Source organism: Haemophilus sp. HN_Hi08, from assembly GCF_049824455.1.
GTDB classification, from domain to species: Bacteria; Pseudomonadota; Gammaproteobacteria; order Enterobacterales; family Pasteurellaceae; genus Haemophilus; species Haemophilus influenzae_D.
Window position 1 is genome coordinate 1,312,779 of sequence record NZ_CP187493.1, and the last position, 24,005, is coordinate 1,336,783.

Here is a 24,005-nt window from a genome sequence, read left to right on the forward strand (position 1 = left end):
GCCATAATGTATAAATACCTGTTTCCTTGAAAAGCTAAATTATAAAATTTATTTGGAAACAGGTATTTTTTACGTTTTAACAGATGGATGAAAGATAAATTTTAGCTTTGAGAGTTTTTTTGACTATCTAATAAATAATGTGGCGGCAACTCAGGCATTGACTCTTGTTCATCAAAGGATTCACTTTTAGGTTTGAGATAAAATTCAGCCGCTTCATGATTGCTTTTCGTTTTGCCTAATAATTGTGGCTGAAGTTTTACAAAAGTGCTATTCGGTGCAAGCCAAATGCCGATAAATGCTTGATTAAATTTAGCATCAAAATCGTGTTCCAAAACTGTATCATTTAATACAAAGTAACCTTTATCGGGTAAAGCAATATAGTTCAATATATCGTTTGGGGAAAAATCAGGAAAGGTCTCTTGCATTTCTTTTAGCCAGCTTTGAGTATCGCCATCATTAAGTTTTAAGGTTTCGATTTCTTTAATGAGCGTAATCGCAAAATTTTTTCCTTCAATGGGTTTTTCATATTTGAACGAGAGCATTAATGGACGTTCATTTTCTTGATAAGTGCCAGTTTCGGAAAATAAACCAATGGTATAAACATGGAACGGCCCCCAAGTATATTCGGCATTTCCGATAGGTTGCCAATGGGCAAAAGGTGCGGTAGAAAAAAACGTTATCATTGCCACAAAAAGGGATTTCATTTTCATAATAAATTGCCGTGAATAAAATTGTGTTGATTATAACAAACCGCATCAAAAAACAAATGATAAACGAGTAAAAAGGCGAGTAATTTTACTCGCCTTTAATATTACTGATGTTAATTTGTGCGGTGGATTATTTTAAGCTACCCACCATATCTTCAGGGCGAACCCATTTATCAAAATCTTCGGCAGAAACTAAGCCTAAATTAATCGCCTCTTCACGCAATGTTGTGCCATTTTTGTGCGCAGTTTTTGCAATTTTAGCCGCGTTTTCATAACCGATATGCGTATTAAGTGCGGTCACCAACATTAATGAATTTTCAAGTTGTTGTTTAATGCGTGGATAGTTTGGTTCAATACCCACTGCACAGTGTTCATCGAAAGATACGCAAGCATCGCCCAATAATTGAGCGGATTGTAAGAAGTTTGCAATCATCACAGGGTTGAACACATTTAATTGGAAGTGACCTTGCGAACCCACAAATGCGATGGTGGTGTCATTACCAAATACTTGTGCGCAAACCATTGTCATCGCTTCACATTGAGTTGGATTTACTTTACCCGGCATAATTGAAGAACCCGGTTCATTTTCAGGAATTAAAATTTCGCCAATTCCTGAACGAGGGCCTGATGCTGATAGACGAATATCGTTCGCAATTTTAAATAAACTCATTGCTAATTGACGTAATGCACCGTGAGTTTCAACAATCGCATCGTGTGCTGCTAATGCTTCAAATTTATTATCTGCAGTAACAAAAGGGAGAGCTGTGAATTTCGCAATGTAATCTGCCACTTTCACATCATAGCCTTTCGGCGTGTTCAAACCTGTACCAACCGCAGTGCCACCCAACGCTAATTGACTTAAATGTGGAAGAGTATTTTTTAATGCTTTTAAACCGAAATCTAATTGAGCAGCATAAGCTGAAAATTCTTGACCTAATGTGAGTGGCGTTGCATCCATTAAGTGAGTGCGGCCAATTTTTACCACGTTTTTGAAGGCTTCAGATTTTGCTGCAAAAGTTTTTTGTAAACGTTCAACACAAGGAATGGTATGTTCAACTACTTTTTTATATGCCGCAATGTGCATTGCTGTTGGGAAAGTATCGTTTGAGGATTGTGATTTATTCACATCATCATTTGGATGAATGATTGATTTTTCGCCTAATTTTCCACCGTTTAGCACATGCGCACGATTTGCAACCACTTCGTTCACATTCATATTGGATTGTGTACCAGAACCGGTTTGCCAAATAACGAGTGGGAATTGATTGTCTAATTTATTTGCTAAAATTTCGTCACAAGCTTGAGCAATTAAATCACGTTTTTCAAGAGGTAATACACCCAAATCATGATTAGCAAATGCAGCTGCTTTTTTCAAATAGCCAAAAGCTTCGATAATTTCATGTGGCATTGATGCGGCAGGACCGATTTTAAAGTTATTGCGTGAACGTTCAGTTTGTGCAGCCCAATATTTATCTGCTGGAACTTGAACTTCACCCATTGTGTCTTTTTCAATACGAAATGCCATCCTGTACTCCTATGAATTGAATGAAAATTAAAACTGAATTGATTTTAACACTTCCGAGTTATGAGTGGAACGTAACAAAAACGTTAAAAATCAGTTTTGTGACATAGATCATAAAAGTGCGGTGGATTTTCAGACATTTTTAATAATATCTATTTAATTATTTATCTTCCAAGGTTTTTTCGTTAAAATCCTCAACTTTGTATGGGGCTAGATTGAGAAAATAACGGGGCAAAAAATGGCAAAAAATGCACAATTTTATATTCTTACTGAAAATTGTACTTTAACTGTCGAAGAAATAGCCTGTAATCTTGCTGCCTCAATATGGCGTTCAGGGAAAAAAGTACTAATTAGTTGCGAAAGTGAGAGCCAAGCATTAGAAATTGATGAACTTTTGTGGCAACGAGATCCTAATGAATTTGTACCGCATAATTTATCGGGGGAAGCCACACAATATCCTACACCGATTGAGATTTCATGGCTTGGGAAACGAAATTTACAACGCCGTGATGTGCTAATTAATTTGCAACAAGAAATCCCAGATTTTAGCCATAGTTTTACCCAACTTATTGATTTTGTACCGAAAGATGATGTCTTAAAAACACAAGCTCGAGAACGTTATAAACAATTACGTCTGCAAGGTTGGAATCTTTCTACTGAAAACGTGGGTTAATAAATGAATGACATTACCTTTTATCAACGCTTTGAAGCCGACATTCTCGCCGGGCGTAAAACGATTACCATTCGGGATAAATCTGAAAGCTATTTTAAAGCGGGCGATATTCTACGTGTTGGTCGATTTGAAGATAATCAATATTTCTGCACCATTGAAGTGCTAAGTGTATCGCCGATTACTCTTGACGAGCTGACGGAACAACATGCGAAGCAGGAAAATATGGGATTGGAAGAATTGAAAGAGGTGATTCGGGGGATTTATCCAAAGGAAAAGAACTTCTTCGTCTTAAACTTTAGATTATATTTGTGAATAACCAAATTGTATGATTAATAATCCAGAAGAAAATTTATTTCCTATATATTTTCTATTTAAGATAAATGTAGATTCCATATTGTTTAATCCTCATAAGCCAGAAGGCTTAAGTTTTAGATTAAATGATTCATTATGGTTTTCCTTAAATCCATCAAAGCCTGATGAGGATGCTCAGGGATATTCGCATGGGTTAATATCTCAGATAATAGCAAAATATGAAGTACATCAAGAACAGTATGATTTTATTATCAATTATATTAGAGATAAGAGAGTAACCACTACATCTAGTACTATAACTTTACCTTTATACAGCAATGTTGATCCGAATAAATGTGTAATCGATGACAAGGGATATTGTCAGAAAGGATTTAGTCTAAAGAGATTTATGTGTCCTGATGATATTCAGGAGTTAATTAATTCTGCTGAAACAGAATTATATAATAAGATGAATGATTTATTAGGATTGATTACTTGGAATCACGGGATTCATGTTAATGCATCCTTTGATAAAGGAACTTTATATTGGGGAGAAAAAGGTAAAGATAACTTTTTTATAGTTCCAAGGAATTTGAATCAGCAAGAATTTCCAGTATTTTTAAGTAATGACATTACATGGGAAGAGCAAGATGGAAAAGTTCTTTCTGAAAGTTGGGGAAAAACTTAAAGATTCCATTAGGTCATATATTAGCAAGAGAGGCTACAGTTCTTATTGAGCATTACCCAAGAAGTGCAATATTGATGATGACCTCTGCATTAGAAACTGGAATTAAAACACATATAAGTAAATTATCTCCAGATACTGAGTGGTTACTAGAAAATCTTCCATCACCACCAATAGATAAGATTTTTAAGAATTATATACCACTATTGTATGAGAAATGTGGTAGAGCGATTGAGTTTCAAAAAGAACTGAAGTCACTAACTAAACAAATAAAGGACATAATAGAAGTTAGAAACAAAATAGCCCACACAGGAAAGTTGCCAGAGAATATTGGTAATATATGAGATGTCACAATTTGTTTTTGATATTTTATATTTACTGGATGTATTAGATGGAAATCAATGGGCTAAAGAGTTAGTTAGTTCTAAGTTAATGAGAAAATTAAGTTGGAAATCTAATAAAGAAAAAATATATGTTTCAGAAATAAGAGAAGATTATTAGATCTTTTTGTTAATGAGAGAACAACAATGACACAAAAATTTGAAATGGCAGACCGTTTTAATCCGTCTGCGGTAGAACAAGCCCTTTATCAACATTGGGAAGAGAGCGGTTATTTTAAACCGTCTGAAAATGAAAACGTGCCGAGCTATTGTATTGCGATTCCGCCACCGAACGTAACAGGTTCTTTACACATGGGGCATGCTTTCCAACAAACCTTAATGGATACCTTAATCCGTTTTAACCGTATGGAAGGACATAACACCTTATGGCAAGCGGGGACAGACCACGCGGGTATTGCAACCCAAATGGTGGTAGAGCGTAAAATTGCTGCAGAAGAAGGCAAAACTCGCCACGATTATGGCCGTGAAGCATTCATCAACAAAATTTGGGATTGGAAAGCCTATTCAGGTGGCACAATCAGCCAACAAATGCGTCGTTTAGGTAACTCAATCGACTGGGAACGTGAGCGTTTCACTATGGACGAGGGGTTATCCAATGCGGTAAAAGAAGTGTTTGTTCGTTTGCACGAAGAAGGTTTGATTTACCGTGGCAAACGCTTAGTAAACTGGGACCCAAAACTTCACACCGCGATTTCTGATTTAGAAGTGGAAAATAAAGAGAGCAAAGGCTCCCTTTGGCATTTCCGCTATCCGTTAGCAAACGGTGCAAAAACGGCAGATGGTAAAGATTATTTAGTGGTCGCAACTACGCGTCCAGAAACTATGTTGGGCGATACGGCGGTGGCTGTGCATCCTGAAGATGAACGCTACAAAGATTTGCAAGGTAAGACGGTAATTCTACCGCTTGCAAACCGTGAAATTCCGATTATTGCGGATGAATATGTGGATCGTGAATTCGGTACTGGTGTGGTGAAAATTACTCCTGCGCACGACTTTAACGACTACGAAGTGGGTAAACGTCACAGCTTGCTGATGGTCAATGTATTAACCTTAAACGCAGATATTCGTGATGAAGCGGAAATTATCGGTACTGACGGCAAACCACTTGCTGGCTATGAAGCGACTATTCCTGCGGATTACCGTGGCTTAGAGCGTTTCGCTGCACGTAAGAAAATCGTGGCAGATTTTGAAGCGCTTGACTTATTAGACGAAATCAAACCGCACGATTTGAAAGTGCCTTATGGTGACCGTGGCGGCGTGCCAATTGAGCCGATGTTAACCGACCAATGGTATGTGAGCGTGAAACCGCTTGCTGATGTAGCGATTAAAGCGGTGGAAGATGGCGAAATCCAATTCGTGCCAAAACAATATGAAAACCTTTACTTCTCTTGGATGCGTGATATTCAAGATTGGTGTATCTCTCGCCAACTTTGGTGGGGACACCGTATTCCCGCATGGTATGACGAAGCAGGTAATGTGTACGTAGCACGTAACGAAGAAGAAGTGCGTGCAAAACACAACTTACCGACAGATCTTGCATTACGCCAAGATGAAGACGTGTTAGATACGTGGTTCTCCTCAGGCTTATGGACATTCTCAACTTTAGGCTGGCCAGAGCAAACTAAAGAGCTCAAAATGTTCCATCCAACGGATGTGTTAATCACTGGCTTCGACATCATCTTCTTCTGGGTTGCACGTATGATTATGTTTACGATGCACTTTGTGAAAGATGAAAACGGCAAACCACAAGTGCCATTTAAAACTGTGTATGTAACAGGCTTGATTCGTGATGAGCAAGGTCAAAAAATGTCGAAATCGAAAGGTAACGTGCTTGATCCAATCGATATGATTGACGGTATTAGCCTTGAAGATTTACTTGAAAAACGCACTGGCAACATGATGCAGCCGCAATTGGCAGAGAAAATTGCCAAAGCAACCCGTAAAGAATTTACGGACGGTATTGCTGCTCACGGTACAGACGCATTGCGTTTCACATTAGCTGCGTTGGCTTCAAACGGTCGTGATATCAACTGGGATATGAAACGTTTAGAAGGCTACCGCAACTTCTGTAATAAATTATGGAATGCAAGCCGTTTCGTATTAACGAATGACAAATTAGATTTAAGCGAAGGCGAGATCGAGTTCTCATTGGCGGATCGTTGGATTCAATCGGAATTCAATCGCACAGTTGAAACTTTCCGTAATTCATTAAGCCAATATCGTTTTGACCTTTGTGCCAATGCGATTTATGAATTTACCTGGAACCAATTCTGCGACTGGTATTTAGAATTGACTAAACCAGTATTTGCCAACGGTAATGCAGCACAAATTCGTGCAGCAAGCCAAACTTTGGTTCACGTATTAGAAAAATTATTACGTTTAGCGCATCCGCTGATTCCATTTATTACCGAAGAAATTTGGCAAAAAGTGAAAGGATTTGTCGGCATTACGGGTGACAGCATTATGTTGCAAACTTTCCCGAAAGTGGAAGAGAGTGCTTTTGACCCAGAAGCAGAATCTGAAATTGAGTGGTTAAAGGAAGTGATTGTTGCGGTGCGTAATATCCGTGCAGAAAGCAACATCGCACCAAGCAAAGGTTTAGATCTGTTATTCCGTAATTTAAGTGCAGAGAATGCAAAAATTCTTGAAAAACAGACCGCTCTTTTAAAAGCCATGGCGAAGTTAGACAACGTTCAAGTGTTAGCGGCAAATGAAACCGCACCGCTTGCGGTAGCGAAACTCGTGGGCAATGCTGAATTACTCGTGCCAATGGCTGGGTTTATCAATAAAGAAGCTGAGCTTGCACGTTTAACCAAAGAGATTGAAAAATATCAAAACGAAGTTAAACGCATCGAGAATAAACTTAGCAATGAAGCTTTTGTGGCTAAAGCACCTGAAGCAGTGATTGCGAAAGAACGCGAAAAACAAGCGGAATACCAATCTGGATTAGAAAAAATCCAAGAGCAGTATAAAGCGATTGAGGGGTTATAGCTAAATATAAAAAGTAGGCATTATGCCTACTTTTTTATTTCTGATTTAATCCTAAAAAATCTCCAACTTCATGTTCGAGTTGGCTCATTGTGATCAGAGCCTCTTGGGTTTTCTTAGCTTCATCTTCATCAATAACACTCATTGCAAAGCCCACATGAACAAGCACCCATTTGCCAAGTAAATCGGCTGAATTTCCCGTGCAAACTAGTTAAATATTTACTTCACGTTGTACGCTACATACATCCACTGTGGCAAGTTGAAGATAATTTTCATCAATTTTGACAATTTGACCCGGAACGCCTAAACACATAATATTTTTATTCCTATTGGCATTTAAGCTGAAATATAGATTTATTTTACTATTAGGTAGAATAAATTATTACGATCTGGATCAACAGTTGCTCATTTCGGGTTATTTAGTGATTTCTATGTTATTAAAATTAATAAATATTATTAAAAACTAACCGCACTTTTTCTTGATCTTTTACGCCCGCAGAACTTTCTACTCCTGAATTAAGATCCAAGCCTAAGCAATTTTGTTGAATGGCTTGTTCTACGTTATTTGGCGAGATACCGCCAGCTAAAATAATCTTGTGCTTAAGATGTTCGGGAATTAATGACCAATCAAAGGTTTTTCCTGTGCCACCTTGCTGGTTGGCTGTTTGGCTGTCAAAAATATAACGATCCACATTCAAATCATCAGTAAAATCGACCGCACTTTGGGTTTCAGTATTGACAGAAATCGCTTTCCAGATTTGCGTGTTTTTTGGTAGCTGCTGGCGAAGTGCGGTAATAAATGCCTCATTTTCTGCACCATGTAGTTGCACCGCATAAAGCTGTAACTGGTTGGCTATTTTTACGATAAAGTCAATTTCTTGATTCTGAAAAACACCAACAAATCGAAGTGGAGCAGCGGTTACTAATTCTTGCGCTTGGCGTAAACTCACACAACGTTTTGAATGTTCTACGAAGATTAATCCGCCGTAAAGTGCACCGTTTTCGTAAACGATTTGGACATCTTGCGCGCGTGTTAAACCGCATACTTTATTTTCTCCAAAAATCACTTCACGCACCACATTATTCAAATCTTGGTTGCCCATTAAGCTGCTCCCAATTAAGAAACCATGTGCCACTTTTTGTAATTGATGAATTTGCTTGTGATTGTAAATGCCTGATTCGCTAATAATACGTACATCAGCAGGGATACGATCTGAGAATTTTTCAGTGAGTTCAACAACACGATTTAAATCCACAGTTAAATCGTGCAAGTTACGATTATTGACACCAATAATTTTCGCACCAAGCGCAAGGGCGCGTTCAAATTCTTGTTCATTGCTGGTTTCTGTCAATACGCCCATGCCAAGAGAATGCGCAAGATCTGCCAGCACACGATAAGTTTCATCATTTACCACGGAAAGCATTAATAAAATCGCATCAGCTTGATAGTAGCGAGCAAGGTAAACCTGATATTCGCTGATCATAAAATCTTTGCAAAGAACAGGTTGGTTCACGATATCGCGAACTAAAGGCAAGAACTCAAAATTCCCTTGGAAGTATTTTTCATCTGTCAGCACAGATACAGCAGAGGCATAATGTTTATACACATTGGCAATTTCTTCCAAATTAAATTCAGCACGAATTAATCCCTTGGAAGGGGAGGCTTTTTTACATTCCAAAATATAGGCAGGCTTTTGATGCGTACCTTTTGCTAACGCATCATAAAAAGAGCGGTCAGATTTTTGAATGTTTTGTTTAAACTGAGAAAGGGGAAATTCTTTTTCTTTTGCTTTAACCCATTGCACTTTGTCTAAGACGATTTTTTGTAGCACCGTAGCAGAGTCAATCGGTTTTGTGAAATCTTGGGTAATCATAGTTTTCTTCTAGTTGTAGTTATCGCAACATTAATATTTCGTTAAGTTTTGTAGCGTTTCAAACACTTTACCTGATGCAAGATGCACCAATACACTTTGCACATTTTGTTTTAAGTCATCATGCCCGAATAATTTCAATAATAATGCCGTGTTTGCCGCCACCGCATTAGCGTGTTCAGCCTTTCCTTTACCTTGTAAAAGTGCGGTCAGATACTGAGCATTTTCTTGTGGTTCGCCGCCGCGAAGGCTTTCTAGGGATTGCGTTTTTAAGCCAAAATCTTCAGGCGTTAAAGTGAAATATTCAATTTTGCCATTTTTAATTTCTGCCACTTGCGTTTCACCGTGTAATGCGACTTCATCTAAGCCTGAGCCATGTACAACAAAGGAATGTTGATGCTCTAAGGCGACTGCGGTTTCAGCATAGGTTTTCACTAATTCAGGCACATATACGCCAAGTAAATGATAAGTTGGGCGAGCAGGATTGATAAGCGGCCCTAAAATATTAAAGATAGTGCACGTTTTTAAAGATGCACGGACTGGTGCAACATGGCGGAAACCAGAATGATATTGTTGAGCAAATAAAAAGCAGACACCAATTTCATCTAATGCTTGTCGAGCTTGCTCTGGTGTGACGTTCACATTAACGCCAAGTGCCGTTAATACATCACTGGCACCTGATTTACTTGATACGCTACGATTGCCATGTTTTGCTACCTTTGCTCCCATTGATGCTGCAACAATGGCACTAGCTGTAGAAATATTAATAGTGTTTTGACCATCGCCTCCTGTTCCTACAATATCCGCAAAAGGGTAGTCTGGATATGGAAATGCTTTAGCATTTTGTAAGGATGCTGATACCGCACCACTTAATTCATCAATGCTGACACCACGTACTTTTAACGCAATCAACATAGCTGCAATTTGTTCGTTATTGAGTTCTCCTTGTATAATGGCATTAAAAATGACCGCACTTTCTGCTTTATTGAGTGTTTGTCCGTTGTAAAGTTGTTCTAAAAGTTGTTCGTGTTGCATAGTCTATTCCTGTTTTTATTTGTATGTGGATTTGTTAATTTTCTATATTTTATTAAACATAAATATCGTAATCTAAATCGCGCGCTTCATCGCCTGTCATTCCACGGAAACCCCAGCAATGGGCAGGCTGTTCTTTAATCGTAATTTCCACATCGTGAGCTCGGATGCCGAGTTTGTACTCTAGCTCGCTAAACAGCATTTTTATCAAGCGTTTTTTCGTACCTTCCATACGACCAGCCATTAGATTAATTTCGATGACCGTGTAATTATCGCTGCGGTCAAAAGGGTAGTAAAAATCCTCTTTTTCTAAGCACAAAAAACGAATCGCGTGCTTGCCTTTTGGAATGTCTAAGCCGAGATGAAGACTGTTATAAATTACTTCCGCAAGTTTTTCACGACGTGGTGAAAGTTTGGATTTAAGCCCGAATACAGTGATCATATTTTCTCCTTTAAAGTGCGGTTAAAAATTACCGCACTTTTTTCTGTCTTATCTATTTAACAACCATTCAATTGATTGTTGTAATAATTGTGAACCTTGCACAGTTAAAATACTCTCAGGATGGAATTGAAATGCGCAAATGGGTAAATCACGATGACGAATTGCCATAATAATGCCATTATATTCCGCATTGACGATAAATTCTTGTGGTAAATTTTGTCCCATTAAAGAATGATAACGCGCCACAGGCATTGGATTAGCAAGATCTTTAAACATGGCTTCGTTATCATGAGTGATACGAGAAACTTTACCATGCAATACTTCGCCAGCGTGAACAACCTTACCACCAAAAGCTTGAATCAACGCTTGATGCCCTAAACAAATTCCAATAATCGGTATTTGATTTTTTAAACGTTCGATCAATGGCAGTAAAATCCCTGCTTCTGATGGCGTTCCTGGCCCAGGAGAAAGCGCAAGAATGGTATCAGCTGTATTAAGTGCGGTTTCTATCAGTTTTTCTAAGTCGCAGTCATTGCGATAAATTGTGACGTTGTGACCTAATACACGAAATTGATCCACAAGATTGTAAGTAAAGGAATCGAAGTTATCTAAAAATAAAATATTAGCCATAATAATTCTTCCTTATTTTGCTTGTGTATTAACTTGACGAATTGCTTTTAAGACAGCTGTGGCTTTGTGGCGTGTTTCATCGGCTTCCATTTGTGGATCAGAATCCAATACTTCGCCGCAACCTGCTTGCACATGGGCTACCCCATTTTGTACAAAAGCAGAACGGATCACGATACAGGTATCAAAATGTCCATCGGACGTGAGATAACCCACCGCACCACCGTAACTATGGCGTTTTTGTTGCTCAAATTGATAAATAAGCTGTATTGCTTTAATTTTGGGCGCACCAGTTAATGTGCCCATATTCATACAGGCTTGATAGGCATGAAGTGCATCTAACTCAGGGCGTAATTTACCCATCACACGAGAGACCAAATGCATGATGTGAGAATAACGATCCACTTGCATTAATTCAGCCACTTTACGCGTACCGCTTTGGCAAACTCGAGCAATATCATTACGGGCTAAATCAACCAACATTAAATGTTCCGCTTGTTCTTTGTGATCAAGGCGAAGTTCCAGTTCTAAACGTGCATCCAATTCAGGATCAATATTGCCGTGAGCATCAAAACCACGAGGGCGTGAACCTGCGATTGGATAAATTTCTAACTGACGATTTTTTGGTTCATATTTCAGCGCACTTTCTGGTGATGCACCAAACAAAATAAAGTCTTCATCATTCATATAGAACATATAAGGGCTTGGATTATTTTGTTTGAGTTGGGCGTAACTGGCTAATGTATTCGGGCAAGCAAGGGAGAAACGGCGAGAAGGCACAATTTGGAAAACATCGCCAATATTAATGTGGTATTTTAAGGCTTTCACAATGCCCGTAAATTCAGGATCTTCAAAGTTTGTTTTAACTTCGTCACTTGCCGCTTTAATAGAAAGAACGTTATCAATATTTTTTAGTTTTTGCGCGATAGAAAGTGAGGTTTTCGCAATATTGACTTGTTCTTCTTGAGCAAAACAGAAACTTTTGAGTGTTGCTTGTTGATTTTGATGATCGATGGTAATGAGGTGTTCGGCAAGATAGAAACTGTAATCAGGGCAGTTGATACCATCATGTTGTAATGTAATGCCATCCATTGGAATGAAATTTACGACGAGATCGTAAGCAAATAATCCACCTAAGAAAATAGGCGTTTGGCTATGTTGATAAAAAGTAGAAATAACACGCAGTCCATCAAAAATAGTGGCAGATTGTAATTTACTATCTTCATCGAGTTGATTATCAAGTGGCGAAAATTGTACAGAAAATTCTTCTTCAAAATTGACCGCACTTACTTTCCCAAGTGCGGTTAATTTTGGATAAATTTCTTTTAAAACTTGTTTTCCATTCTCATTTAATGCTTTAAATGTGACGTTGTGACCTAAGCACGTTATTTTAACCGCAGCATTGACTAAGATAAGGCTTTGTAAACTGTTTTTACTCCCGATTTCGGCAGAGTCGAGCAGAAGAGAATTTGAATTAGGTTGGCAAAGTGTATTAAAAATAGCGGTAGTGTCAGCATAATAGGGAATGGGTTGTGCTGTCACTGCAATAAAGGCTTGAGCTTGAATATTCATATTTATTTATCCTTTTGGAAATTTTGTACTATTAAACTAGTGCAAAAGGAATAAGTCAAGCCTGATTTTAATTTTTTATGTTTTTTGATTAAAAAATGTGTTTTTTATTCCTTTGCCCAAGGGCGACCTCCATAATATTCTATATTTTGCTGATTTATCACTTCTAATATTTTTGCAGAAATATTATTGTTATCTTCATCTGACAAAGATAATTGAGGAAAAACACGACGATAAGGTAAGCAATATGTTTTGATAAGATTGGAAATAAAGATTACGCTCTGTAATTATCTAATAGAAAATATTTTTAGGAAATTTGGAATTAAAATAATCTGGCAGACACATTATTTTAAATAAAAGCTCTGCCAGATTTGATGATCTATAATTAGGCTTCGGTAGCGAGATTACCTAAATCCTTATCGATTAAGAACAAGCTTTTGCCATCTTCTCCAAGAAGATTTAATTTATCTAAAATACTACTGAATAATTTTTCTTCTTCATGTTGTTCTTCCACATACCATTGTAAGAAATTAAATGCAGAGTAGTCTTTTTCTTCAAAGGTTTTACCTACTAATTCATTGATTTTACTGGTAATTAATTTTTCATGCTCATAGGTAGTTTCAATTACTTCTTTTAATGATTTATATTCATGTGCAGGCGCTTCAATTGCAGAAATTATAGCACGTGAGCCAGTTTCATTTAAATAAGTAAACAATTTACGCATATGCTGCATTTCTTCAGTTGCGTGAACTGATAAGAATTTTGCCGCACCTTCAAAGCCTTTCTGATCGCACCAAGCACTCATTTGTAAATATAAATTAGAAGAATAAAACTCTAAATTCATTTGATCGTTTAATAGTTTTACTACATTTTCTGATAACATATTATTTTCTCCTATCTATTCCAAAGTTGCGAGTTCACGATCAATAAAGAATAATCCTTTGCCATCTTCGCCAACAAGATTAAATCTATCAATAATTCCACTAAATAATTTTTCTTCTTCATGCTGTTCTGCTACATACCACTGCAAAAAGTTAAAAGCAGAGTAGTCTTTGCTTTCAAAAGTAACTTCAACTAATTCATTGATTTTTGAAGTGACTAATTTTTCATGTTCTAAAGTTATTTCAAAAACTTCTCTTAATGAAGAATAATCATGTTTAGGTGCATCAATTTTTCCTAAAAGAGGCATACCGCTAGTTTCACTTACGTAATTAAACAGTTTTTGCATATGTTCTAATTCTTCATCAGCATGACGAAGTAAGAAGGCAGCAGCACCTTCATAACCGTGTTTTGAACACCATGCACTCATTTGTAAGTAAACATTAGAAGAGTAGAACTCTAAATTAATTTGGTCGTTCAGCTTGTTTATGATTATTTGATTAAGCATAACTAATTCCTTTCCATTTTGATTGATAAAATGCAATAAAGCGTAATTTGCGACAATCATTTTAAATTCACAAATGATAATTGCAAGTTTTTTATCAAAAAAATTTTATATAACTCATTAATTTTAAAAAGAAAAATAAAAAACAATTATTATCATTTACATAATTCTATATAAATTAAATATGACGTTGTCACAATGAAACTAACAAATTTTAAATTAGTATTAGATATGCCTTTATTTTCCTCCTTAGATTTGGATGAAAATTTAGATTATCGAGTAAACATGAAAGAGTTCATACCCATTTTCAGCCTAAGCCCAATAACTATTTGCATATCTGTCACGCAAAGTCCTATTTAGCTTTGGTTTGCAAAATTTATTTCTTATTGCACATACGATCCTGAAACTTTAGGCAAAAATCCAGCAGATTGACACAAAGTAAAAGGCATCATTCATTAAGTTTCGGCTGCGTATAATCATTCTGCTGAGTTTTCACTGTGTCAAATCTGAGTGTAGAAAATGACATTGAAAGGTGATAAAATCAAATTCTTTAACGATAAATAATGGCTGCGGTAAACGCCAAAAACTCTATTACATCCGAATTGCTTGTAACTTTTCAGATGTGGAAACAGGAAAGTAAGGTAATTATTCAGGGCATTTTAAAATTGAAACCGACTGAACAAAACTTACCAACTTTTATTAAACCTAAAGATCCTTATCAATTAATTGACAAATGTAATATCATTCTGCTAGAAAAACACAGTCAAACTTACCTGTACTTTTCTTATAACTACTTTCTTTTGATTATCCATTTAAAATTTTTCATATTGTCATCAAACTGTCACAATTATTTTCTACACTTCGCTACGCAATCTAAATAACACTCAAGGAGAATTTGTTATGTTTATGCATAAAATGAAAAAAAATCTTATTATCGTTTTAACCTTAGGTACGTTACCTTTTGCTCAAGCTAATAGCATCACTGGTGCTGGAGCGTCTTTCCCTTATCCAATTTATGCGAAGTGGGCATCTTTATATGAGAAAGAAACTGGGAATAAAGTTAATTATCAATCCATCGGTTCGGGCGGCGGACAACAGCAAATTATTGCAAAAACGGTTGATTTTGGTGCCTCTGACGATCCAATGAAATCCGAATTATTACAACAACACCAACTAGTCCAATTCCCTGCGGTTATCGGTGGTATAGTGCCTGTTGTTAATTTGCCTGAAATTAAATCTGGTAAATTAAAGTTATCAGGTAAGCTGTTAGCAGAAATCTTCCTTGGTAAGATTAAAAAATGGAACGATCCTGCCTTAGTTGCATTAAATCCAACGCTTCCTTTACCAAATAAAAACATTATTGTGATTCATCGTTCAGACGGCTCAGGAACAACATTTGGCTTCACTAATTATCTATCTAAAATTTCGAACGATTGGAAAAATCAAGTTGGTGAAGGTAAATCAGTGAAGTGGTTAACAGGTCAAGGTGGAAAGGGGAATGAGGGAATTGCTTCTTATGTTCGCCAAATGAAATACTCCATTGGTTATGTAGAGTATGCCTATGCCAAACAAAATCAGCTTGCTTGGATTTCATTACAAAATCAAGCAGGGCAATTTGTACAGCCTTCTAATGAAAGTTTCATGGCAGCTGCAAGTCACGCAAAATGGCACGAAAAGGCGGGAATGGGTGTTATATTAACCAATGAAACGGGGGAAAAATCTTGGCCAATTACGGCAGCGAGTTTTATTTTATTAAATAAATATTCTGACAATCCTGAAACAACTAAAAATGTATTAGCCTTTTTTGATTGGGCATTCTCAAGAGGGCAAGATGCGGCAACTGAATTAGATTATGTGCCAATTCCTGCTGATGTGGTAGCTACCATTAAAAGTCAATGGAAAACAGAGCTAAAACAATAAAATCTCTTTATTTTATACCGCACTTTATACAAAACCTGGCACTTGACATTAATAAAGTGCGGTTATCTTAAATAATTTTGGAAAATACTTATGCTCACAAAAAGTCGGAAATATTTTAATCAAACATGGATTGAATCATTATTCAAACACACTACGGAATTTTTTGCTTTGCTTGTGTTTATTTTGCTTGCTGCTATTTTAATTTCTTTAGTCATAGGAAGTTGGGAGAGTATTAAACGTTTTGGTGGCAGTTTTCTATTAGAAACATATTGGGACCCTGTACAAGAACAATATGGGGCAATTATTCCTATTTTAGGTACGCTTATTACGGCGGGTATCGCATTATTTATCGCAGTACCCATTTCATTTGGTATTGCGATCTTTTTAACGGAGCTAGCTCCCAATTGGCTAAAACGTCCTATAAGCATTGCAATTGAAATGCTAGCTGCAATTCCTTCTATTATTTACGGAATGTGGGGGTTGTTTGTTTTCGTTCCATTATTTCAAGAACATATTCAGCCTGTACTAATTGACAATTTGGGTAATTTACCTGGATTAGAATTATTTTTTTCTGGCGTACCTTTTGGTGTTGGTTTATTTACGGCAGGATTAGTGCTTGCCATAATGATCATTCCTTTTATTGCATCCGTAATGCGGGATGTCTTTAATGTAGTACCACCAATGTTAAAAGAAGGTGCTTATGGATTAGGTGCAACCACTTGGGAAGTGGTTCGACAAGTGATTGTACCACACACTAGAATAGGGCTTGTTGGGAGTGTGATGCTAGGATTGGGAAGAGCATTGGGCGAAACAATGGCTATCACTTTTATTATAGGTAATACGTTTCAATTGCCTAATTCCTTATTTTCACCTTCTACCTCAATCGCATCTGCTATTGCTAACGAATTTAATGAAGCAGGTGGATTACAAAAATCTGCATTGATGGAATTAGGACTACTCCTCTTTGTTATCACAACTATGGTATTGATTTTATCAAGATTAATGATTACAAAAATGCAACAAACAAAAGGGAAATAAGATGAAAACTAATCAAAACTTGCGTTTTTATTGGCGTAAAACACACAATAAATTAATGTTAGGGCTTTCCTATATTTCAGTAATTATCGGCTTATTTTGGTTGTGTTGGATATTATTCACTCTAATTACCAAAGGCATTCCAGCTTTATCAATTGATTTATTCACACAATCTACCCCTGCCCCTAATGAAAAAGGGGGATTGTTAAATGCACTGATTGGTTCGTTTTTTATTGTCGGTGCGGGTACATTGATAGGCACTCCTATGGGGGTATTGGCAGGGACGTATTTAGCAGAATATGGTCGTTATAGCCGTTTCGCACAAATTACCCGTTTTCTTAATGATATTCTTCTTTCTGCCCCTTCTATTATTATTGGTTTGTTTGTTTACAGCTTATATGTATCAAAAATCGAGCATTTTTCAGGGTGGGCTGGAGCATTCGCATTAGCTTTATTGCTTATTCCTATCGTGGTACGCACTACGGACAATATGTTATTACTTGTACCAAATAATTTACGTGAAGCAGCGGCAGCTCTTGGTTGCTCTCAATGGCAAGTTATTATGATGATTTGTTATCGAGCAGCTAAATCAGGGATTTTAACTGGCGTGCTATTGGCAGTTGCCCGAATTTCAGGAGAAACTGCACCGCTATTATTTACCGCACTGTCTAATCAATTTCTATCTTGGAATATGAATGAACCTATCGCAAATTTACCTGTAGTTATTTATCAATATGCAGCAAGTCCTTTTACAGATTGGAATAATCTAGCTTGGGCAGGTGCAGCTCTAGTAACATTATTTGTGCTTTGCTTAAACATTTTCACTCGACTCTTCTTTCAACATAAAAAATAATGAGGCAATATGATTAGTCTACAAGAAACCAAAATAGCTGTGCAAAATCTAAATTTCTACTATGAGGATTTTCATGCATTAAAAAACATTAATTTACGTATCGCTAAGAATAAAGTGACCGCCTTTATTGGTCCTTCAGGTTGCGGTAAATCTACTTTATTGCGGAGTTTTAATCGGATGTTTGAGCTATATCCAAATCAAAAAGCTACTGGTGAAATTAATTTAGACGGTGAAAATTTACTCACAACAAAGATGGATATTTCTCTGATTCGTGCTAAGGTTGGTATGGTTTTCCAAAAACCAACGCCATTTCCAATGTCGATTTATGATAATATTGCATTCGGTGTTCGTTTGTTTGAAAAATTATCAAAAGAAAAGATGAATGAACGAGTAGAATGGGCATTGACTAAGGCCGCTCTTTGGAATGAAGTGAAAGATAAATTACATAAAAGCGGAGATAGTTTATCTGGCGGACAACAGCAACGCTTGTGCATTGCTCGAGGAATTGCTATTAAACCTAGTGTGTTGTTGCTCGATGAACCTTGTTCGGCATTAGATCCTATTTCGACTATGAAAATTGAAGAACTCATTACGGAGTTAAAACAAGATTATACTGTGGTTATGGTAACTCATAATATGCAACAAGCTACACGTTGCTCCGACTATACGGCATTTATGTATTTGGGTGAATTAGTTGAATTTGGTCAAACACAACAAATTTTTGATAGACCTAAGATACAACGTACAGAAGATTATATTCGCGGTAAAATGGGGTAGTTAAAAAGTAAAAGTTTGGTGAGAATGTATTATTTCTCACTTCACTTTTATGCCATAAATCAAATGAAGGAGTATTATGACAAGAAAAATTCTGATAGTTGAAGATGAATGTGCAATCCGTGAAATGATCGCACTGTTTTTATCTCAAAAATACTATGATGTGATTGAAGCGAGCGATTTCAAAACAGCGATAAACAAGATAAAAGAAAATCCTAAACTAATATTATTGGATTGGATGCTACCTGGTCGTTCAGGTATACAATTTATACAGTATATTAAAAAGCAAGAAAGCTATGCTGCGATTCCCATTATTATGCTCACAGCTAAAAGTACAGAAGAAGATTGTATTGCCTGTTTAAATGCAGGGGCTGATGACTACATCACTAAACCCTTTTCACCTCAAATTTTATTAGCTCGCATTGAGGCAGTATGGAGGAGAATTTATGAACAACAAAGTCAATTTATACAAATCGATGAACTTTCCATTGATGAAAATGCTCAGAGAGTGTTTTTCCAACAGCAGGAAATTAATTTAAGTAGTACAGAATTTAAATTGTTACATTTTTTTATGAAGCACCCTGAAAAAGTTTATTCTAGAGAACAATTGTTAAATCGTATTTGGCATAATGATCTAGAAGTTGAATATCGCACTGTTGATAGCTATATTCGCCGTTTACGCCGCAATTTAGCCCCTTTTCAATGTGAACATTACATCCAAACAGTTCGAGGATCTGGTTATCGATTTTCTAGTTATTTACGAGATAAACAATGAAAAAAATATTGAATTTTATTGTTGAAATAAATTTGGCAATCATTATTTCCTTATTTACTTCTGATTTTATTCTTTGGTTTGCAATAATACTTTTATTAATTTTAGCTTGGCATCATATTAATGAATATCGTTTACTCAAATATCTCAATTTAAAGCAAGATAATAAATTCTCTTTATTACAATTAGGAACATTCTCTCAAACTGAAGCCTACCATCGTCATCGAATTTACAAAGAAAAATGTGCAAGTTTACGTTTGTTATCTCAAATAAATAAAAATATTAAGTATTTACCAGATGCAATTATTATCTGTCAGCATAATGGTAATATTTCTTGGTGTAATTCAATTGCGCAACAGATGTTTGATTTTTGTTGGAATAAAAAAGTCCAGAAAAATATTTTTGATGTTATTTTTTATGAACAATTTAAACATTATTTTTTTCAGTCAAAAAAAAGACGACCGTTAGTACTATTAACTTATAATCAACGTTATATTGAGGTGCAGTCGCACGCTTATAATTCTCATATGATTTTAGTTGTCGCTCGAGATATTACAGATATGATTCATTTACTTAATTCACGCCAAAAATTCTTGAGTAACATTAATCACGAGCTACGTACTCCATTAACCGTATTACAAGGTTACTTAGAAATTCTTGCAGATAATAATACTCAGAACCCTCTACAAAAAAAGGCTATTTTTGCAATGCAAGAGCAAAGCCAACGAATGGAACATCTATTACAACAATTTAATTTTTTAGCAAAAATAGAAACAACTTCAGATAAGGATTTTCGTACATTTGATATGTCAGCCATGATAAATTCTTTAAGAAAAGATACAGATATATTAAATACTTATAATCATCACATTGAATTTATTATTCAGCCTAATATCATTATTTTTGGAAATGAATTTCAACTAAGAAGTGCCGTTTCAAATTTAATTTATAATGCTATTAAGCATTCTGGTAAACAGTGTCATATTCAAATTCAATGGGAAACTTGTGAACAGGGTATTAAATTTAACGTGATAGATAATGGTGTTGGCATATCACCACAGCATATTCCACATTTAACAGAACGTTTTTATAGAGTTGATGAATCTCGTAGCCATTTAACTGGTGGAAGTGGTTTAGGACTAGCTATTGTGAAGCATACTTTATTACAATATCATTCTCATTTAAATATTGAAAGTACTGAAACGAAAGGTAGTAGTTTTTCGTTTATCATACCTAAACGCTTTGTCATATCAAAAAATAATAAAGAAATTCAATGATAATACACGTTGCAAGTATTAGCTGACACGGTGGTAAATAACACATCAGAAAATCGAAAATGGTGGGCTAGTGGAGAACTTAGATACATAAAAAACACAGCTTGGTAGTTTTTCACTCATCTAAACTTTTACTATGGAGTTTGATTGCTTGATGGAAAACGTATTTTATTTAATAAGTTAAAAGTTCTAAACAGGAAACTTATATTATTTAGATTATGTAGCAGTGGCTAAATCACCTAAATCTTTATCAATCAAGCATAAATCTTTATCAATCAAACATAAATCTTTATCAATCAAGCATAAATCTTTATCAATCAAACATAAATCTTTATCAATCAAACATAAATCTTTATCAATCAAACATAAATCTTTAAATGCTACAGCACTTTCACACCCATGAATGTAAATAAACGTCATAGTATGGCCCTAAATTAATTTACTCGTTCATCTTATCTGTGATGATTTGATTAAGTATAACTAATTAAGAGAGGAGAAATAATCTCTTCATAACCTATAATTAAAGTTACTTTGCATTTTCATAATTTAACATAATATACATTATGCGAAATTAGTTATAAGGTTAGCGGAAACTACGAACTAAATAAATCACATAGTTATGCACAAGTCACGGATACTAGCAAAACAAGACAAAATAAGGCTAGATAACACGTTGTAACGCGTCATTTTATAGAGTTATTGAATGGATGGATAAAAATGTAAAGGTAATGTAAAGATGAAATAAGTTAAAGATGCTTGATTGCGCTACGTAAAATCTGGAGAATTTCTTGGATAATTATTCCCAGAAAAAACAACAAAAAAAGCACGTTTTTCTTAAAACGTGCTTTTTGACAAAATGTGACAACGTATCGACTAACCTAGTAGTTTTGTACCATATTCATATACTTGTTGTAACAAAGATAGTTTTTCAGGATTATCTGAATGTTCCTCTGCTAAACGTTGTAAACTTGATTCAAAATCTACCGCACTTTTTTCAAGTTTATTCTGTCTATATTTCTGCCATTTAATTTGTTCAGCGCGTGTAAGGGTTTTATAAAAATGGCGAGCTCGATAATGGAACAATAATTCAGGGATACGTTTATCTTCAAAAGCTAAACCATGTTCAGATAATTTTTCTGCAGGTAAACTACGTAAAATAGACATATTATTTTTATCAGCATTGCTGAAAAAGCCATTATATAGCTCAGTTTCTACATTATCATTCGATGCAAATTGACGTTCTTCATTAAAAATATCCGTCACTTTTTCACGAATATCAAAAGATGCTCGTAATTTTGCAAGATTATCCAAGCATAATTGACGATCAATACCCAAGCGATTTGCTGTTTCTGGCAACAAGGTTTTGGCTGGCGCTAAAATAGGGCATTTATTAATATGTACGAGTTTTAATGGAACAGGTGGAACGCTCCTTTCTTCTAATTCTGATTTTTTTGTATATAAATTCGCCCGTAATTCATCCGCACTTTTGGCTAATAAATTATCGATATCGCCAGTTAAATCACAAACAATAAGTGCATTTTGATTTGTCGGATGCCAAGCTAAAGGGGCAACCCAAGTGCAATTTCCACGATAATTCCCTAACATCCCAGAAACATGTACTAAAGGTGCCATTGCTCCTGTATCAACCAATTTTTCGATTTCTTTTTTACCGCGATTTTCAAAGAAATATTGGAATAATTTAGGCTGTTTTTCTTTAATTAATTTCGCCATAGCAATAGTTGCATATACATCCGCCATTGCATCATGAGCATTTTCATGCTCAATACCATTTGCTTTAGTGAGTTTTTCTAAGCGGAAACTTGGCATTCCATCATCGTCATAAGCCCAATTAATCCCTTCTGGACGCAAGGCATAACAAGCTCGCACTAAATCTAACAAATCCCAGCGTGAATTCCCGTTTTTCCAGCTGTATTCGTAAGGATCAATAAAATTACGATAAAACGTATAACGCGTCATTTCATCATCGTAGCGAATATTGTTATAGCCCATGACACAAGTATTGGGTTGGGAAAACTCAGCTAGAATTTTTGCGGCAAATTCAGGCTCTGAAAGCCCCTTTTCATTACATTCTTGTGGCGTAATTCCTGTTACCATTACGGCTTCAGGAGCCGGTAAATAATCGTTGGTTTGTTTACAATAAAACATTATTGGTTTACCAATGATATTAAAATCAGCATCCGTACGAATACCCGCAAATTGCGCAGGACGATCTATTGCAGGATTTACACCAAAACTTTCATAATCGTAAATAAAAAAGCTGAAATCTTTTGCCATGACTACTCTCTTTTACGCGATAATTTTATCTAAATAATATAGGCAGAAAATAGCTGATAAACTAAAAATAATACCTATCCAATTTAGCTTACTGATTTTTTCTTTAAAAACTAATGCGCCAGTTATCGTACCTAAGCAAATTACGCCAATGTTCATTCCCGCGAAAACAAGCGTCGGATTTCCAGCAAAACTTTGATGTGCTTTTATATAGAATAAAATATTAAAGAAATTCAATACACCTAAAACGATGCCGCCAATTACACTTGATGATGTCCATTGGGCTCGTCTTAAGAATAAATAGATAAACATAACGCAAGCTGCAAGCGAAAAAGAAATAAACAATGTTGCAGGAAATGCACCGCCGCTTTTCGCAACTTGCTTGAATAAAATATCAATAATGCCATACCCAAACCACACGCCAATTAATCCTAAAACACCTTTAAAATTCACCGCACTTTTCCCTTGATTTGGCTTAGTTAATAAACAAAATAAACCAATAAAGGCTAATACAACGCCAGTGATTTTAGATTGGCTTAGTGTTTCATGAAAAATTAAAAATGCCGATAAAATAGGGAGAAACAACGAAAGACGTTGTGCAGCATCAGAACGTACAATTCCAGCAAACTCCACCGCTTTTGACATAATAATAAACACGCTAGGTAGCAATAAACCTAGTGCTAAAAAAATGGGTGAGTTTTCGCTTTGTACAATGTAATCAGTAAATTCTAAGCCTTTAAAATCAGGTTTGAGTAAGAAATAACTAAAAGTAATGGCTGTGATGTAGTTGAATGCGATAGCTTGTTCAATAATAATATTTTTTTTACGGGCAATTTTTAGTAAAACTGAAACCGCTACGCTACAAAGAATGGCAAGAATAAGATTGTGCATTT

The 24,005-nt window shown here is 35.8% G+C and carries 23 protein-coding genes and 2 pseudogenes; 12 read left to right on the forward strand and 13 right to left on the reverse strand.

The annotated features are described in order from the left end of the window. Window positions 1–101: 101 nt before the first annotated feature. On the reverse strand, window positions 102–710 hold the full coding sequence (locus ACPT8O_RS06450) for a chalcone isomerase family protein (RefSeq protein ID WP_021035209.1): 609 nt from the start codon (window positions 708–710) through the stop codon (window positions 102–104). A 127-nt stretch (window positions 711–837) separates the two neighbouring features. Then, the gene (fumC, locus tag ACPT8O_RS06455; RefSeq protein WP_021035208.1) at window positions 838–2,232 is read right to left on the reverse strand and encodes a class II fumarate hydratase; all 1,395 of its coding nucleotides are present in this window, start codon (window positions 2,230–2,232) and stop codon (window positions 838–840) included. A gap of 235 nt (window positions 2,233–2,467) precedes the next feature. Between fumC and ACPT8O_RS06460 the strand changes: the two genes are divergently transcribed. The 5 genes from ACPT8O_RS06460 (at window position 2,468) to valS (ending at window position 7,270) form a co-directional block, all read left to right on the forward strand. Continuing rightward, entirely contained in the window at window positions 2,468–2,902 is a 435-nt protein-coding gene (locus ACPT8O_RS06460; protein WP_021035207.1) for a DNA polymerase III subunit chi, read from the forward strand. Between the two features lie 3 nt (window positions 2,903–2,905). Beyond that, the gene (gene yqfB, locus ACPT8O_RS06465; protein ID WP_021035206.1) at window positions 2,906–3,214 is read left to right on the forward strand and encodes a N(4)-acetylcytidine aminohydrolase; all 309 of its coding nucleotides are present in this window, start codon (window positions 2,906–2,908) and stop codon (window positions 3,212–3,214) included. Window positions 3,215–3,227: 13 nt separating this feature from the next. Next, window positions 3,228–3,881 (forward strand): hypothetical protein, encoded by a 654-nt coding sequence (locus ACPT8O_RS06470; RefSeq protein ID WP_021035205.1) that lies wholly within the window; start codon window positions 3,228–3,230, stop codon window positions 3,879–3,881. A gap of 74 nt (window positions 3,882–3,955) precedes the next feature. Next, entirely contained in the window at window positions 3,956–4,222 is a 267-nt protein-coding gene (locus ACPT8O_RS06475) for a hypothetical protein (protein ID WP_133147171.1), read from the forward strand. 183 nt (window positions 4,223–4,405) lie between these two features. Next, complete coding sequence (gene valS, locus ACPT8O_RS06480) at window positions 4,406–7,270, forward strand: valine--tRNA ligase (protein WP_021035203.1); 2,865 nt, start codon at window positions 4,406–4,408, stop codon at window positions 7,268–7,270. Between the two features lie 34 nt (window positions 7,271–7,304). On the opposite strand, the pseudogene hybG reads toward valS, so the two are convergent. From hybG to ftnA (ACPT8O_RS06520), 8 genes and pseudogenes are all read right to left on the reverse strand, one after another. Then, a pseudogene (gene hybG, locus ACPT8O_RS06485) lies at window positions 7,305–7,580 on the reverse strand (hydrogenase maturation factor HybG). A 130-nt stretch (window positions 7,581–7,710) separates the two neighbouring features. After that, complete coding sequence (gene trpCF, locus ACPT8O_RS06490; RefSeq protein ID WP_425613290.1) at window positions 7,711–9,141, reverse strand: bifunctional indole-3-glycerol-phosphate synthase TrpC/phosphoribosylanthranilate isomerase TrpF; 1,431 nt, start codon at window positions 9,139–9,141, stop codon at window positions 7,711–7,713. A gap of 30 nt (window positions 9,142–9,171) precedes the next feature. Then, window positions 9,172–10,173 carry an anthranilate phosphoribosyltransferase gene (gene trpD / locus ACPT8O_RS06495; RefSeq protein WP_425613291.1) on the reverse strand — a complete coding sequence of 334 codons (1,002 nt, stop codon included), beginning with the start codon at window positions 10,171–10,173 and terminating at the stop codon, window positions 9,172–9,174. A gap of 52 nt (window positions 10,174–10,225) precedes the next feature. After that, on the reverse strand, window positions 10,226–10,612 hold the full coding sequence (locus tag ACPT8O_RS06500; protein WP_425613292.1) for a tautomerase family protein: 387 nt from the start codon (window positions 10,610–10,612) through the stop codon (window positions 10,226–10,228). A gap of 48 nt (window positions 10,613–10,660) precedes the next feature. After that, entirely contained in the window at window positions 10,661–11,242 is a 582-nt protein-coding gene (locus ACPT8O_RS06505) for an aminodeoxychorismate/anthranilate synthase component II (protein WP_021035199.1), read from the reverse strand. A 12-nt stretch (window positions 11,243–11,254) separates the two neighbouring features. Then, window positions 11,255–12,811 carry an anthranilate synthase component I gene (trpE, locus tag ACPT8O_RS06510; RefSeq protein ID WP_021035198.1) on the reverse strand — a complete coding sequence of 519 codons (1,557 nt, stop codon included), beginning with the start codon at window positions 12,809–12,811 and terminating at the stop codon, window positions 11,255–11,257. Between the two features lie 382 nt (window positions 12,812–13,193). Further along, the gene (gene ftnA, locus ACPT8O_RS06515; protein WP_021035197.1) at window positions 13,194–13,691 is read right to left on the reverse strand and encodes a non-heme ferritin; all 498 of its coding nucleotides are present in this window, start codon (window positions 13,689–13,691) and stop codon (window positions 13,194–13,196) included. 15 nt (window positions 13,692–13,706) lie between these two features. Beyond that, on the reverse strand, window positions 13,707–14,195 hold the full coding sequence (ftnA, locus tag ACPT8O_RS06520) for a non-heme ferritin (protein ID WP_041175333.1): 489 nt from the start codon (window positions 14,193–14,195) through the stop codon (window positions 13,707–13,709). A 562-nt stretch (window positions 14,196–14,757) separates the two neighbouring features. On the opposite strand from ftnA (ACPT8O_RS06520), the pseudogene ACPT8O_RS06525 reads away from it, so the two are divergent. From ACPT8O_RS06525 to phoR, 7 genes and pseudogenes are all read left to right on the forward strand, one after another. Beyond that, window positions 14,758–14,829, forward strand: a pseudogene (locus ACPT8O_RS06525) (YcgN family cysteine cluster protein); the annotation flags it as partial. A gap of 278 nt (window positions 14,830–15,107) precedes the next feature. Continuing rightward, a complete protein-coding gene (gene pstS / locus ACPT8O_RS06530; protein ID WP_076773452.1) occupies window positions 15,108–16,112 on the forward strand; it encodes a phosphate ABC transporter substrate-binding protein PstS in 1,005 nt (334 codons plus the stop codon). Between the two features lie 90 nt (window positions 16,113–16,202). Continuing rightward, entirely contained in the window at window positions 16,203–17,150 is a 948-nt protein-coding gene (gene pstC / locus ACPT8O_RS06535) for a phosphate ABC transporter permease subunit PstC (protein WP_021035194.1), read from the forward strand. Window position 17,151: 1 nt separating this feature from the next. Further along, window positions 17,152–18,000, forward strand: coding sequence for a phosphate ABC transporter permease PstA (gene pstA / locus ACPT8O_RS06540; RefSeq protein ID WP_021035193.1), 849 nt, complete (start codon window positions 17,152–17,154; stop codon window positions 17,998–18,000). 9 nt (window positions 18,001–18,009) lie between these two features. Further along, on the forward strand, window positions 18,010–18,777 hold the full coding sequence (pstB, locus tag ACPT8O_RS06545) for a phosphate ABC transporter ATP-binding protein PstB (RefSeq protein WP_021035192.1): 768 nt from the start codon (window positions 18,010–18,012) through the stop codon (window positions 18,775–18,777). A 76-nt stretch (window positions 18,778–18,853) separates the two neighbouring features. Continuing rightward, window positions 18,854–19,549, forward strand: coding sequence for a phosphate regulon transcriptional regulator PhoB (gene phoB, locus ACPT8O_RS06550; protein WP_021035191.1), 696 nt, complete (start codon window positions 18,854–18,856; stop codon window positions 19,547–19,549). Continuing rightward, complete coding sequence (gene phoR, locus ACPT8O_RS06555; RefSeq protein ID WP_021035190.1) at window positions 19,546–20,823, forward strand: phosphate regulon sensor histidine kinase PhoR; 1,278 nt, start codon at window positions 19,546–19,548, stop codon at window positions 20,821–20,823. The genes phoB and phoR overlap by 4 nt, the downstream gene beginning before the upstream one ends. A gap of 213 nt (window positions 20,824–21,036) precedes the next feature. Here phoR and ACPT8O_RS06560 read toward each other — a convergent pair whose 3' ends face one another. The 3 genes from ACPT8O_RS06560 to ACPT8O_RS06570 all read right to left on the reverse strand — a co-directional run bounded on the left by ACPT8O_RS06560 (window position 21,037) and on the right by ACPT8O_RS06570 (window position 24,003). After that, a complete protein-coding gene (locus tag ACPT8O_RS06560; RefSeq protein ID WP_146379026.1) occupies window positions 21,037–21,240 on the reverse strand; it encodes a hypothetical protein in 204 nt (67 codons plus the stop codon). A gap of 453 nt (window positions 21,241–21,693) precedes the next feature. Next, complete coding sequence (gene sbcB, locus ACPT8O_RS06565; RefSeq protein WP_021035189.1) at window positions 21,694–23,115, reverse strand: exodeoxyribonuclease I; 1,422 nt, start codon at window positions 23,113–23,115, stop codon at window positions 21,694–21,696. A gap of 12 nt (window positions 23,116–23,127) precedes the next feature. Continuing rightward, on the reverse strand, window positions 23,128–24,003 hold the full coding sequence (locus tag ACPT8O_RS06570; protein ID WP_021035188.1) for a cell division protein MukB: 876 nt from the start codon (window positions 24,001–24,003) through the stop codon (window positions 23,128–23,130). Between the last annotated feature and the right edge of the window lie 2 nt (window positions 24,004–24,005).